The following is a 13,401-nucleotide window of genomic DNA, read 5'->3' as shown; positions in this document are numbered from 1 at the left end:
TTCCTCTGCGTCTCTTTTGGCAACAGCAACTCGCTGGTAAACTAAGCCACTTTTCACGTTTTGGCTGCCTATGGCAGCCCGATTGCAATTTGCAGTGCTAACGGAACCAACACATCATGCGTACTACTCAATATCTGCTCTCTACACTGAAAGAGACGCCAGCCGACGCGGAAGTTATCAGCCACCAGTTGATGCTGCGCGCGGGGATGATCCGTAAACTGGCCTCGGGCCTGTATACCTGGCTGCCGACCGGCTTACGTGTTCTCAAAAAAGTTGAAAACATCGTACGCGAAGAAATGAACAACGCGAACGCTATTGAAGTGTCGATGCCGGTAGTTCAGCCCGCCGACTTATGGCAGGAGAGCGGACGTTGGGAACAATATGGTCCGGAATTATTACGTTTCGTTGATCGCGGCGAGCGTCCTTTCGTTCTGGGTCCAACCCACGAAGAAGTGATTACCGATCTGATCCGTAATGAAGTCAGCTCGTACAAACAGCTGCCACTGAACTTCTTCCAGATCCAGACCAAATTCCGTGACGAAGTTCGCCCGCGTTTTGGTGTGATGCGCTCCCGTGAATTCCTGATGAAAGATGCCTACTCGTTCCACACGACGCAGGAATCTTTGCAGGAAACCTATGACGCGATGTACGCGGCCTACAGCCAGATTTTCAACCGCATGGGTCTGGATTTCCGTGCCGTGCTGGCGGATACCGGTTCTATCGGCGGCAGCGCCTCACATGAGTTTCAGGTACTGGCACAAAGCGGCGAAGATGATGTGGTGTTCTCTGACTCTTCTGAGTTTGCCGCCAACATTGAGTTTGCTGAAGCACTGGCACCAAGTACGCCACGTGCTGCTGCAACCGAAGAGATGCGTGTTGTTGAAACGCCGGACGCAAAAACCATTGCTGAACTGACTGAACAGTTCCAGGTTCCGGTTGAGAAAACCGTGAAAACCCTGATGGTTCACGCAACAGAAGAAAGCGGCCATAAGCTGGTCGCCCTGCTGGTTCGCGGTGATCATGAGCTGAACGAAATCAAAGCCGAAAAACTGCCGCAAGTGGCGTCACCACTGACCTTTGCAACAGAAGCAGAAATTCGTGAAATCGTTGCGGCTGGCCCGGGTTCACTCGGCCCGGTAAATCTGCCAATGCCAATTGTTGCCGACCGCACTGTTGCCGCCATGAGCGATTTCAGCGCAGGCGCAAACATCGACGGTAAACACTATTTCGGTATTAACTGGGATCGCGATACTGCGCTGCCAGAAGTCGCCGATATCCGTAACGTGGTCGCAGGCGATCCAAGCCCGGATGGTCAGGGTACGCTGGTGATCAAACGCGGGATTGAAGTCGGTCATATCTTCCAGCTGGGGACAAAATACTCAGAAGCGATGAACGCGACCGTTCAGGGCGAAGATGGCAAAAACCAGGTGATGACCATGGGTTGTTACGGTATCGGCGTGACCCGTGTGGTCGCTGCGGCGATTGAGCAGAACCATGACGATCGCGGCATTATCTGGCCGGATGCTATCGCACCATTCCAGGTCGCTATTCTGCCAATGAACATGCATAAATCTTTCCGCGTGAAAGATGCCGCAGAAGCGTTGTACAAAGAACTGCGCTCACACGGTATTGATGTGATCCTCGATGATCGCAAAGAACGTCCGGGCGTTATGTTCGCGGATATGGAACTGATCGGTGTGCCGCATCACGTGGTGATTGGTGATCGTAATCTGGATGCTGAAGAGCTGGAATACAAAAACCGTCGCACTGGCGAAAAACAGATGATCAAACAAAGCGATATCGTTGAATATCTGCTGAGCCAGATCCCGCGTTAAGATCAGCTGACGATCATTTGCCTGTAAAAATGCCCGCATAATGCGGGCATTTTTCTTTGTGCGCTTTAGTGAATGTGATTACGGACAGGATTTGGTGGCATCAAACCTGACATTTTTATCTGCCACTACAGCCTTCTGCATCTGCCCTTCTTCCATTGACGGTTCTGTCATGAAATGTCCGTCCATTGAAAGAAAGACCAGCTGATTCGGGGTTTTCCGCGCTGCAAGATACCCTTCTTCCAGCGATTTATTGGCTGACATCGGGAATACATTGCCGGTCGCGCAATCCTTAAAGGATGCCGCATCGGCGCTGTATTGCATCATTCCGGTCAATGCCATCGGCGTCTTCGGCAAATTCTGCTGCACCGGTTTCAACGTGTAATTGAATGTGGAGGTGATTGGCTCCCCGCTTTGATCCAGCATTTCCAGATTTTCATCTTTCGGATGGAAGTAGCGTTTCTCACCATCGTTTCCTGTCAGTACCAGTTTATCAGCCGTCCGTGCCCAACTTCCGTAACTGGCGAACGCCTGATCGCCGTCTTTACTTCCCTGATAAATTTCCTGCAGGATATAGGTTCCGTCCTGTTGAAGGAAAAGTGACGTCTTCAGGCCACTGCAATCGGCACAAGGCAATATGCCGCTGTAACTTTGCTGCATCGCCTGCAAGGGTTTTTCATGATTAAACGCGGCGGTATGACAGCCAAACAGTGACAGCGCCCCGAGCGCCAGCACTGCACTAATAATGATTTTTTTCACAGTTTCTCCCCTACTGCTTTTATCCCGGTGCTGCGATAAAAAATGTCCTGCAGCACGAATTTAGGGCTAACGAATCTTGCCCCGCAATGCTTTCGTCGCACCTTTGCGAACCTTACTTTCTACCCGACGAATTTTCGATCCCCGGGTCGGTTTTGTTGCCCGGCGCGGTTTTTCAATAACCATCGCCTGCGAAATCAATGAGCTCAAGCGGGCAAGAGCCGCTTCACGATTCATCTCCTGACTCCGGTATTCCTGAGCCTTGATAATCACCCAGCCGTCAGCGGTCACAGAATGATGATTAAACGCCAGTAACCGCTCTTTATAATATTCTGGCAAACTCGACGCTTTAATATCAAAGCGTAAATGGATAGCCGTTGAGGTTTTATTGACGTTCTGACCGCCGTTACCCTGCGCACGGATCGCCGTTAATTCGATCTCGCTGTCGGGTATTTCCAGTTTTTCAGAAAGGATTAGCACGCTGATTACCTGGTTTCTTTTACAACAGACTCTTTCCATTCAGAAAAATGAATTTCCAAATTACTCTGAGCATCAGAAAGCCAGATAGTTCCGTCCTGCAACGTCGCCTGTAGATTCATGGTCCGGCTGCCAAAAGCAGTCAGCTGATTCAACAACTCATCTTCTAAATAACGGATGCGCAGGTTCTCAAAACCTCTGACTTTCCCTTCGATTTGCGACCACCAGACTTTCGCCGCACGCTCACCATACGCGTAAAGGACGACTTCACGCGATTGGTTACAGGCCTTTTTCAGACGCTTCTCATCAGGTAAACCCAGTTCTACCCATAACTCGATGCCATTGTGGTCATTCTTACGCCAGATTTCAGGCTCGTCTTCGGCACTCAGTCCGCGGGTAAAAGTCAGTCGTTCGTCGGCATGGTAAATCCATGCCAGCAGACGCAGCATCATGCGTTGTTCTGTTTCTGAAGGATGCTGTGCCAGAGTCAGGCTGGCGTCATGAAAGAAATTACGATCCATATCAGCGATATTGACCGCTGCTTTATAAATGGTTGCTTTTAACGCCATGGTAAACCCCTTGATAATAGACGCACAGTGTACTTGAAAGCATCCTGCCGCGACCAGTTTTCCCCCGATGGTTATCCTCAATAATGGCTTTACGCAAACGATTTACCTTTACAGGGCTGCTAATAACTCACACTCTCCTGTGCTATAGTCGTTAAATACTGAGAGCTTATCTTTCTGCGCTTTCCTCAGAGGGATACGCTTTTTAGGGAGAACTTATGCAACAATACTGTGAGTTGGTACGCCGTAAATATTCCGAAATCGCCAGTGGCGATCTTGGATATGTGCCCGATGCGTTGGGCTGTGTATTGAAAGCATTGGACGAAGTCGCAGCAAATGCTGAACTTCCGTCTTCCGTTAGGGACCAGGCGGCCTACGCCGCCGCTAACTTATTGGTGAGCGATTATGTCGATGAATGATGAGTACCAACCCATCAATTGTGATGACTACGATAATCTCGAGCTCGCCTGCCAGCATCACCTGGTTTTGACGCTGAAGCTACGTAGTGGAGAAGTCGTTGAGGCTAAAGCGAACGATCTATTAATGCGTAAGAAAGTGGAATATCTGGTGGTAGAGGCGAACGGCGAACAACGGGATCTGCGTCTGGATCACATTGAAAGCTTTAGCCATCCGGAAATTGGCACCGTTGTCGTCAGCGCAGAATAGCGACAACCGTCTCAGTTTACCTAACGGGCAATCTCAGGATTGCCCGTTTGCATTTCTGCGACAGCCCTATTTCAGCGGCGTCAGACTGGCGTAATAAGCCGACAAATCACTGATATCCTGATCGGACAATGACGAACTAAAAGCCTGCATCACACCAGCCTGCCCGCCACTTCGGTCACCTTTCTTGTAAGCATGCAGCGAAAGCGCCAGATAATCTGCATGTTGCCCGGCCAGATTAGGGTAAATCGAATTAACGGCTTTTCCCGCTGCACCGTGACATGCCGCGCAACTGGCGGACTTAGCCTGCCCGTCAGCAATATTCCCGCCCGCCAGCGCCGGTGTACTTGCGAGCACAAGTCCCGCGATTCCTGCCATGAGTGTTGCCATTACCTGTATTACGCCTCCGCGGACGAATCCCCTTCGCCCAAATAAATCTTTCATTTTTATGGCGCAACCGACCAGATAACCTGCCATTGCGCTTCATAATTATCGGCCAGAGCCTGGCGGGTAATAAACCACCCCGGCGCGGCCATCAGTTGTTCATTGTAATAAATCAACGGGATACGATCCCGCTGCCAGGGGGGTATCCCCAACTCTGACCACAATTTTTTAGCCTGACGCGCGCGATCCCTCCCGACTTTTTCGATCATTCCCTGCGCCTGAAACCGCACAGTGATCGTTTCATCAGCGCGTGGCTGTCGAATCGCACAGCCATTGACCTCTGCGGTGAGATCAGGATCGACAGCAAGAAAACCCAGCCCGTCCGGCAGCATCAGTTTTTCCGCCGGATCCCAGCGGAGAACCAGTTCCCTCAGGGACTGAAATTCTGGCAATAAATACAGACGCTGACGAAAACGCCGGACGACCCGTTTACCCAGCACTAACTGCGCCTGCGCATCTTCGCGGCTGAGTGCCACTTCATCCCATATTCTCTGCAATTGTTCACGCGAGGGCATTTTTGCGCCACAGGTTGCCAGCCAGCGGCGTATTAACGCCGGGCGTCTCACTGCCGAAACTTGACTCAGGCCATCGACGGACAAGCTCCCCTGCCGATCGGTGAGGGTTTCCAGAGATTCACTGAGTAACTCATCAAGCAATGCTTCCTGCTCTGCGCAAAGCAAGGCGCTGCGGGTGGTAGCCTGAGCAAAGTGCGGCCAGCGTTCATAGAGATCGGGCAGAATTTTCAGGCGCAAAAAATTACGATCGAAACGGTCATCGCGGTTACTGTCATCTTCAATCCAGTTCAGCTGATGCTGCGCCGCGTATGCCTCAAGCTGTTCTCGGCTGAGATCAAGCAACGGCCGCAATAAACGATAGCCGTGAGCGGAACTGTCGGCACTCATCGCCGAGAGACCGGCTGGCCCGCTGCCACGCTTAAGCGCCAGCATGAACGTTTCGCATTGGTCATTCAGATGCTGCGCAGTCAGTAATACTTCGCCGTCAGTCAGATTTTCAGAAAATGCCAGATAACGTGCCGTTCGCGCCGCCGCTTCAATCCCGCCTTCCTGCGCATTGACCTGCACTTTTACTACGGAGAAGGGGATATTGCGTTGCTGACAAAATGTCTGGCAGTGAACGACCCAGTCATCCGCAAAACGGCTTAATCCATGATGGATATGCAGCGCGCGCAATTCGATATCAGGCTGCGTACTGTCGCGCAATCCGGCCAACCCGGCCAGCAGAACCGAGGAATCCAGGCCGCCACTGAACGCCACGCAGAGCTTTCGCGCGTTGCCGATCTTCGTGCGCAGATGTTCAGAAAGGAATGTTGCGGCTGTTTTTGAGTTCATAGAATTATCAGGATTCGTACAGTTCCAGGGGTAATCCATCAGGATCGTTGAAGAATGTGAATTTTTTCCCGGTATAAGGGTCGGTTCTTACCGGTTCACAGATAACTCCCGCGTCCGTCAGCGCGGACACCGACTGTCCGATATCTTCCACACTGAACGCCAGATGGCGCAATCCGCAGGCTTCAGGACGGCTTGGCCGGGCCGGGGGATGCGGAAAACTAAAGAGTTCAATGGTGTACTGACCGTTCAGCGCCAGATCGGCTTTCCAGGAATCGCGTTCTTCGCGGTAAAACTCGCCCAGCAACGTGAACCCGAGAATGTCACAGTAAAAACGTTTGCTGGTCTGATAATCAGTACCGATGATGGCGATGTGATGGATCTGGCGAAGATTTAGCATTGTCATGTCCTGTTGATTTCTGATGTGCACGTTACTCAGGGCGTCTGAACTCGTCAATAAAAAGCCCTCATGAAGAGGGCGGTTTGTTAGCTGGCTTCCGGAAGTTTTAAGACTTTCACCAGATAGCGCCCGTCTTCTGTGAGACGGGTTCCATGAATATCCGTATCAAATCCCGGGTAACGTTCGCCGATCGAGCAAAGCATAATCAGGAAATCGAGTACCGCGCGGCTTTCCTCCGTGATCATCTCACCCGGCATCACCACCGGCACGCCAGGGGGATAAGGCAGGATCATGTTGGCTGATACTTTGCCCACCAGTTCATCAATGTCGCATTCATCAATATGACCACGAACCTGATGCTGGAACATTTCATATGGCGTCATTTTCATTTCCGGCAACACATCGAACGCTTCCAGCATTAAACGCGGCAGGTCATGGCGGACGATCAGTTTGTGGATCCCTTGTGCCAGATCCTGGATACGCATATTGCGATAAAAATCAGGATCTTCTGCGTACAGGTCCGGCAGCATATTTTTGATGCGCAGATTGAGATCGTAACTGCGTTTGAAATCGGTCAACCCGCGCATCAGGCTCATGGATTTGGTTTTATCAATGCCGATGCTGAACAGGAAAAGCAGATTATACGGCCCGGTTTTTTCCACCACCACGCCGCGTTCATCGAGGAATTTCGCCACTAATGCGGCCGGGATCCCCTCTTCTTCCAGTTTGCCTGTTTCATCCATACCGGGTGTCAGGATCGTCACCTTGATCGGATCCAGATACATATGATCCGTATCTGCATTCGCGAAACCATGCCAGTTTTGATCCGGATTCAGCGGCCAGCATTCGGCTTCATCAATATGTTCGGGCTGCCAGATATCAAAGAACCAGCCCTCGGTTTCTTCACGCAGCCGCTGGATCTCTTTACGAAAATGCAGCGCACGTTCCACCGAGCGGTTGATCAGGCGACGCCCGGGATTGCCCCGCAACATTGCTGCGGCAGTTTCTGCGGAAGCCACAATGCCGTAGTTCGGCGATGTGGTGGTGTGCATCATATAAGCTTCATTAAAGGTGCTTTCATCGTAATCCCCTTTAATGTGGATCATCGAAGCCTGTGAGAAAGCCGCCAGTAACTTATGTGTCGATTGCGTTTCGTAGATGACTTTTCCCGGAATTCGTTCGCCACTCATCCCGCTTTTACCGTCATAAATCGGGTGGAAATTGGTGTATGGCACCCAGGCGGAATCGAAATGAATCGACGGCACATCCAGCGTACTTTTGATGTAATCCGTGTTGTACAGCAAGCCATCGTACGTGGAATTGGTGATCACCGCATGGACGGGCCAGGTGGCATTCTCAGTCTGTGCGATTTTCGCCTCGATACTTTCTCTGGTGAATTCCCGCTTAGGAATTCCGCCGAGAATGCCATAGGCATTACGGTTCGGCCGCAAATAGACCGGCACGATATTGGTCATCATCATCAGGTGAGCCAGCGATTTATGGCAGTTGCGGTCAATCAATACCGTACTGCCCGCCGGTGCGGCATACATTCCGACAATTTTATTGGCTGTCGAGGTCCCGTTGGTGACGATATAACTTTGCTCGGAGCCAAATGTGCGGGCGATATACTCTTCCGCTTCGAGGTGCGGTCCGGTGTGATCCAGTAAGGAACCCAGTTCTGTCACCGAAATCGACACATCGGCTTTCAGCGTTTTCGCGCCAAAGAAATCATAGAACAGCGTCCCGACCGGGCTTTTCAGAAATGCCGTACCGGCCATATGCCCCGGCGTACAGAAGGTATATTTCCCTTCTTCCACGTAGGTAAACAACGCTTTGGTGAGCGGCGGCGTGATGGTGTCGATGTATTCATCGGTGTACTGGCGGATGCGTTTGGCAATATCCTCCGCCGCACTCAGGGCATATTCAAAGAAATACAGCACCATGCGCATTTCATTCACATCAACGTCCAGCGTCGAATGTGTATTGATGAAAGCATACAGCGGCAGATACTCATTCAGCTCGTTAATGGCTGTGCACAACTCCTCGCTGTGCTGATCCCAGTCGAAAATAGCGCCGCAAATGCGGGCGTTGTTTTCAATGAGTTTGAGCAGATCAGCCCGATCGCGCGGATAAATGATCTGAAACCCGAGAAGCGTCAGTGCGCTATCCAGTTCACGGATTGGCTCATCTTTGTAGTAGGCCCCTTCCGGGCGCATGATAGCGATAATATTCATCTGACAAATCCTTCTGTTGTTAATTCTCTCAGGTAATTATAGAAACACGGTTAGTCCCTGCAGGGTACCCTTTGCCATTGAGTTTAAGGTGAAAAGAGGGAAATTTAAGAATGCAGGAAAATTGGAGAGAGAAAACGGGCCATAAAAAAAGGCCACGCAGTGCGCGGCCTTTCGGAAATCACATTCAGGATCAGCAGTAGCCGTACGTCATCAGACGCTGATAACGACGGTTACGCAATTCTTCCGTGCTCAGCACATCCAGATCGCTGAGGTCAGCTTCCAGTTGTGCACGCAGGGAAGCGGCCATCGCCTCTACGTTACGGTGAGCGCCGCCCAGAGGTTCCGGGATCACGGAGTCGATCAGTTTCAGCTCTTTCAGACGCGGTGCAATGATGCCCATCGCTTCCGCAGCCAGAGGGGCTTTATCCGCACTCTTCCACAGAATTGACGCACAACCTTCCGGCGAGATCACCGAATAGGTGCTGTATTGCAGCATGTTAACTTTGTCACCCACGCCGATCGCCAGTGCGCCACCGGAGCCACCTTCACCGATAACGGTGCAGATAACCGGAACGTTCAGACGGGACATTTCACGCAGGTTACGGGCGATCGCTTCAGACTGACCACGTTCTTCCGCGCCCACACCCGGATAAGCGCCCGGGGTGTCGATGAAGGTGATGATTGGCAGTTTAAAACGCTCAGCCATTTCCATCAGACGCAACGCTTTACGATACCCTTCTGGTGCAGGCATGCCGAAGTTACGACGAATTTTCTCTTTCGTTTCACGGCCTTTTTGATGACCAATGATCATCACAGCACGTTCACCCAAACGGGCAATACCGCCAACGATAGCTTTATCGTCTGCGAAGGCACGATCGCCCGCCAGTTCATCAAAATCAGTAAAAATATGTTTGATGTAATCGAGCGTATAAGGGCGACGAGGATGGCGTGCCAGTTGGGCAATCTGCCAGGCACCCAGATCAGAGAAAATCTTACGGGTCAGTTCAACGCTTTTCTCGCGCAAGCGTGCAACTTCTTCGTCCAGATTAATATCTAATTTTTCGTCTTGACGGCTGACTGCAGTCAGCGAGTCAATTTTCGCTTCCAGTTCCGCAATCGGCTGTTCAAAATCAAGAAAATTCAGACTCATAGCATTCCTATTTTAGTCAAATTCCAGTTCCACCTGCTCAGTACCGACCAGGCCTCGCAAATCCAGCAATAGTTTGTCCGTTGGCGTAACACGCCATGACGCCCCGAATCGTAGCCGGGCTCTTGCGTTTTCTCGTTGGTAATACAGATGCACTGGTATCGTCCCCGATCGATGTGGTTCCAACGATTGGCGGAGACGGTTCAAAAGCTGGTCATCAATTTGCCTGTCAGTCAGCGAGATAGCAAGACCGCGAGCATATTTTTCCCGTGCTTCACTGATGTCCATTACATCGCGGGCCATCATTTTAAGCCCGCCACTGAAGTCATCAAAGCTGACCTGTCCTGTGGCGATAAGGATACGGTCTTTTTCCAATAAATGCTGGAATTTTTCCAACGCTTCGGTGAACAACATCACTTCGAGACGACCGGAACGATCGTCAAGCGTACAGATCCCAATACGGTTACCCCGTTTGGTGACCATGACACGCGCGGCGAGAACCAGCCCCACCGCAACGGTCATTTTGCCCCGTTCCGTCGGATGCATATCTTTCAAACGCTGGCCGCCGCCATAACGTTCAATTTCTTTCAGATACTGGGTGATCGGATGGCCGGTGAGATACAACCCGAGCGTTTCACGTTCACCATCGAGAACCGTTTGTTCCGGCCATGGCATCACGTTCGAGTAGGACTTTTCAACCTGCTCAGGAGCCTCTGCCAGCACACCAAACATATCCACCTGACCAATGGCTTCCGCTTTGGCATGCTGATCAGCCGCCTTGAGCGCATCACTGAGCGAGCTCATCAGCGCGGCGCGATGCGGCCCCAGCCGGTCAAATGCCCCGGACATGATCAGTTTTTCAAGAATGCGTTTATTGAGCTTTTTGACGTCGGCGCGTGCGCAGAGATCAAACAGCTCTTTGAAATAGCCGCCTTCATTACGTGCTTCAATGATGGCTTCAATCGGGCCTTCACCCACGCCTTTGATTGCGCCAATGCCGTAAACGATTTCACCTTCGTCGTTCACGTGGAAATGGTACAGACCGCTGTTGATATCAGGCGGCAGGATTTTCAGCCCCATACGCCAGCATTCATCCACCAGCCCGACCACTTTCTCGGTGTTATCCATATCGGCGGTCATTACCGCTGCCATGAACTCCGCCGGATAGTGCGCTTTCAGCCACAGCGTCTGATACGACACTAAAGCATAGGCTGCGGAGTGGGATTTGTTAAAACCGTAACCCGCAAATTTCTCTACCAGATCGAAGATTTTAATCGCCAGTTCGCCGTCAATGCCGCGTGATTTCGCACCGTCTTCAAAACCGCCGCGCTGCTTGGCCATTTCTACCGGGTTTTTCTTACCCATTGCACGACGCAACATGTCCGCGCCACCCAGCGAATAACCCGCCAGGACCTGCGCGATCTGCATGACCTGTTCCTGATACAGGATGATGCCGTAGGTCGGCTCCAGAACAGGTTTCAGGGATTCATGCTGCCACTGAATATCCGGATAGGAAATCTCTTCGCGGCCGTGTTTACGGTCGATAAAGTTATCTACCATGCCTGACTGCAACGGCCCCGGACGGAACAGCGCCACCAGTGCGATCATATCTTCGAAGCTGTCGGGCTTCAGACGCTTGATCAAATCTTTCATGCCGCGGGATTCAAGCTGGAACACCGCCGTGGTTTCCGAGCGTTGCAGCATGTCGAAGCTTTTTTTGTCATCCAGCGGAATGGCAGCGATATCCAGCGGGGCTTCGCCGGATTTTGCACGACGGGCGTTGATCATTTCCAGCGCCCAGTCGATGATGGTCAATGTTCGCAGACCGAGGAAGTCGAACTTGACCAGCCCAGCGTATTCCACGTCATTTTTATCGAACTGGGTAACCGGATGGTTGCCTTCAGCATCGCAATACAGCGGTGCGAAGTCGGTAATTTTCGTCGGTGCGATCACCACCCCCCCGGCGTGTTTACCGGCGTTACGGGTGACGCCTTCCAGCTGACGCGCCATGTCGATCAGCGACTTAACTTCTTCGTCAGCCTCATAGATTTCCGGCAACTGCGGCTCAGCGGCAAACGCTTTCTCCAGCGTCATCCCCGGATCAGGCGGCACCAGTTTGGAAATACGGTCAACGAAACCATACGGATGGCCCAGAACGCGGCCCACATCGCGGATAACCGCTTTGGCTGCCATGGTACCAAACGTGATGATCTGCGAAACGGCTTCACGGCCATACATTTCTGAAACGTGATCGATCACCCGGTCGCGTTTTTCCATGCAAAAGTCGACGTCAAAGTCGGGCATGGAAACACGTTCGGGGTTAAGGAAACGTTCGAACAGCAGGTCAAATTCGAGCGGATCCAGATCGGTAATTTTCAGGGCATACGCCACCAGAGAACCCGCACCGGACCCACGCCCCGGCCCCACCGGTACACTGTTATCTTTCGACCACTGGATGAACTCCATGACGATCAGGAAGTAGCCGGGGAAACCCATCTGGTTGATCACTTTCAGTTCGATATCCAGACGCTCGTCATACTCAGGACGTCGTTGTGCGCGAACTTCCGGATCAGGGAACAGAAATTCCAGACGCTCTTCCAGGCCGATTTTTGATTTCTCCACCAGAAAATCTTCGGTGGTCATGTCACCGGTCGGGAATTGCGGCAGGAAATACTCGCCGAGACGGATAGTGACGTTACAGCGTTTGGCGATTTCCACGCTGTTTTGCAGCGCTTCCGGTACATCCTCAAACAGCTCACACATCTCATCTTCGCTGCGCATATATTGCTGTGAGGTGTAATTGCGCGGACGCTTAGGATCATCCAGCGTGAAGCCGTCGTGGATCGCAACACGGATCTCATGGGCGTCAAAATCGGTCGGCACCATAAAGCGCACGTCATTGGTTGCCACCACCGGCAGACCGCGTTCAGTCGCCAGCGCGACTGCGGCATGCAGATAGTTTTCTTCTTCCGCACGGCCGGTACGGATCAGTTCGAGATAATAACGATCGGGGAAATACTGCTGGTAGAAGTCGAGACACTGACTGACCTGTAAATCATTGCCACGGGTCAGAAACTTACCGACATCGCCCATTCTTGCGCCGGAAAGCAGGATCAGCCCTTCATTGAGTTCTGCCAGCCAGTCGAGGTCAACAATCGGCCCGGCCGCGCCGTAGCCACGCTGATAGGCGCGTGAAATCAACAGCGTCAGGTTCTGATAACCCTGATTGTTCATCGCCAGAACAGTCAGTTGAGCCAGCTCATCACCGAGAATTTCACTTTGCACATTCAGGTCAGCACCAATGATCGGCTTAATGCCTGCACCGTGCGCCGCGCCGTAAAATTTCACCAGACCACAGAGGTTGGTAAAATCGGTAATCGCCAGAGCAGGCATGCCGAGCGACGCTGCGCATTTCACCAGCGGGCCGACTTTGGCGAGCCCATCCACCATGGAATAGTCGCTATGTACACGCAGATGAATAAAACGAGGTTCGGCCATATCCAGGATCCAGAAATGAGTGAATTAAAAGTGTATTT

The 13,401-nt window shown here is 51.9% G+C and carries 12 protein-coding genes; 3 read left to right on the top strand and 9 right to left on the bottom strand.

Annotated features, from left to right (window positions below; translation table 11 throughout):
• The first annotated feature begins 116 nt into the window (after positions 1-116).
• Positions 117-1,835 (top strand): proline--tRNA ligase, encoded by a 1,719-nt coding sequence (gene proS, locus J9880_RS12075; protein ID WP_119822813.1) that lies wholly within the window; start codon positions 117-119, stop codon positions 1,833-1,835.
• A gap of 78 nt (positions 1,836-1,913) precedes the next feature.
• Here the strand turns inward: proS and nlpE are convergent, their stop codons facing one another.
• The 3 genes from nlpE to J9880_RS12060 form a co-directional block, all read right to left on the bottom strand.
• Positions 1,914-2,591, bottom strand: coding sequence for an envelope stress response activation lipoprotein NlpE (nlpE, locus tag J9880_RS12070; RefSeq protein WP_095923195.1), 678 nt, complete (start codon positions 2,589-2,591; stop codon positions 1,914-1,916).
• A 66-nt stretch (positions 2,592-2,657) separates the two neighbouring features.
• Positions 2,658-3,107 carry an alternative ribosome rescue aminoacyl-tRNA hydrolase ArfB gene (gene arfB / locus J9880_RS12065; RefSeq protein WP_408637201.1) on the bottom strand — a complete coding sequence of 150 codons (450 nt, stop codon included), beginning with the start codon at positions 3,105-3,107 and terminating at the stop codon, positions 2,658-2,660.
• Positions 3,074-3,634, bottom strand: a complete 561-nt coding sequence (locus J9880_RS12060; protein WP_095923197.1) for a YaeQ family protein — start codon at positions 3,632-3,634, stop codon at positions 3,074-3,076. Before J9880_RS12060 ends, arfB begins: the two co-directional genes overlap by 34 nt.
• A gap of 215 nt (positions 3,635-3,849) precedes the next feature.
• Here J9880_RS12060 and J9880_RS12055 point away from each other — a divergent pair, with 215 nt between their 5' ends.
• Positions 3,850-4,050: a YaeP family protein gene (locus tag J9880_RS12055; RefSeq protein WP_015696108.1), complete on the top strand. Its 201-nt coding sequence runs from the start codon at positions 3,850-3,852 to the stop codon at positions 4,048-4,050.
• Positions 4,037-4,297 carry a Rho-binding antiterminator gene (rof, locus tag J9880_RS12050; protein ID WP_095923198.1) on the top strand — a complete coding sequence of 87 codons (261 nt, stop codon included), beginning with the start codon at positions 4,037-4,039 and terminating at the stop codon, positions 4,295-4,297. The genes J9880_RS12055 and rof overlap by 14 nt, the downstream gene beginning before the upstream one ends.
• Positions 4,298-4,363: 66 nt before the next feature.
• Here the strand turns inward: rof and J9880_RS12045 are convergent, their stop codons facing one another.
• The 6 genes from J9880_RS12045 to dnaE all read right to left on the bottom strand — a co-directional run bounded on the left by J9880_RS12045 (position 4,364) and on the right by dnaE (position 13,363).
• Positions 4,364-4,672, bottom strand: a complete 309-nt coding sequence (locus J9880_RS12045; RefSeq protein WP_232769378.1) for a c-type cytochrome — start codon at positions 4,670-4,672, stop codon at positions 4,364-4,366.
• A gap of 68 nt (positions 4,673-4,740) precedes the next feature.
• Entirely contained in the window at positions 4,741-6,087 is a 1,347-nt protein-coding gene (tilS, locus tag J9880_RS12040) for a tRNA lysidine(34) synthetase TilS (protein WP_095923200.1), read from the bottom strand.
• 7 nt (positions 6,088-6,094) lie between these two features.
• Positions 6,095-6,484 carry a VOC family protein gene (locus tag J9880_RS12035; protein WP_131693846.1) on the bottom strand — a complete coding sequence of 130 codons (390 nt, stop codon included), beginning with the start codon at positions 6,482-6,484 and terminating at the stop codon, positions 6,095-6,097.
• An 86-nt stretch (positions 6,485-6,570) separates the two neighbouring features.
• On the bottom strand, positions 6,571-8,718 hold the full coding sequence (locus tag J9880_RS12030) for a lysine decarboxylase LdcC (protein WP_131693847.1): 2,148 nt from the start codon (positions 8,716-8,718) through the stop codon (positions 6,571-6,573).
• 190 nt (positions 8,719-8,908) lie between these two features.
• Positions 8,909-9,868 carry an acetyl-CoA carboxylase carboxyl transferase subunit alpha gene (gene accA, locus J9880_RS12025; RefSeq protein WP_013574209.1) on the bottom strand — a complete coding sequence of 320 codons (960 nt, stop codon included), beginning with the start codon at positions 9,866-9,868 and terminating at the stop codon, positions 8,909-8,911.
• A 12-nt stretch (positions 9,869-9,880) separates the two neighbouring features.
• The gene (dnaE, locus tag J9880_RS12020; RefSeq protein ID WP_095923203.1) at positions 9,881-13,363 is read right to left on the bottom strand and encodes a DNA polymerase III subunit alpha; all 3,483 of its coding nucleotides are present in this window, start codon (positions 13,361-13,363) and stop codon (positions 9,881-9,883) included.
• Between the last annotated feature and the right edge of the window lie 38 nt (positions 13,364-13,401).

It is taken from the genome of Rahnella victoriana (assembly GCF_021276285.1).
Lineage (GTDB): Bacteria > Pseudomonadota > Gammaproteobacteria > Enterobacterales > Enterobacteriaceae > Rahnella > Rahnella victoriana.
The sequence above is the reverse complement of the archived record's forward strand: the minus strand, read 5'-3'. Positions and strand labels throughout refer to the sequence as shown.

Coding starts and splice junctions, on each gene's coding strand:
- J9880_RS12030 (WP_131693847.1), bottom strand. CDS start 8,718: ATGAATATTATCGCTATCATGCGCCCGGAAGGGGCCTACTACAAAGAT.
- J9880_RS12045 (WP_232769378.1), bottom strand. CDS start 4,672: ATGGCAGGAATCGCGGGACTTGTGCTCGCAAGTACACCGGCGCTGGCG.
- J9880_RS12055 (WP_015696108.1), top strand. CDS start 3,850: ATGCAACAATACTGTGAGTTGGTACGCCGTAAATATTCCGAAATCGCC.
- J9880_RS12035 (WP_131693846.1), bottom strand. CDS start 6,484: ATGCTAAATCTTCGCCAGATCCATCACATCGCCATCATCGGTACTGAT.
- dnaE (WP_095923203.1), bottom strand. CDS start 13,363: ATGGCCGAACCTCGTTTTATTCATCTGCGTGTACATAGCGACTATTCC.
- tilS (WP_095923200.1), bottom strand. CDS start 6,087: ATGAACTCAAAAACAGCCGCAACATTCCTTTCTGAACATCTGCGCACG.
- J9880_RS12060 (WP_095923197.1), bottom strand. CDS start 3,634: ATGGCGTTAAAAGCAACCATTTATAAAGCAGCGGTCAATATCGCTGAT.
- arfB (WP_408637201.1), bottom strand. CDS start 3,107: ATGGAAAGAGTCTGTTGTAAAAGAAACCAGGTAATCAGCGTGCTAATC.
- proS (WP_119822813.1), top strand. CDS start 117: ATGCGTACTACTCAATATCTGCTCTCTACACTGAAAGAGACGCCAGCC.
- accA (WP_013574209.1), bottom strand. CDS start 9,868: ATGAGTCTGAATTTTCTTGATTTTGAACAGCCGATTGCGGAACTGGAA.
- rof (WP_095923198.1), top strand. CDS start 4,037: ATGTCGATGAATGATGAGTACCAACCCATCAATTGTGATGACTACGAT.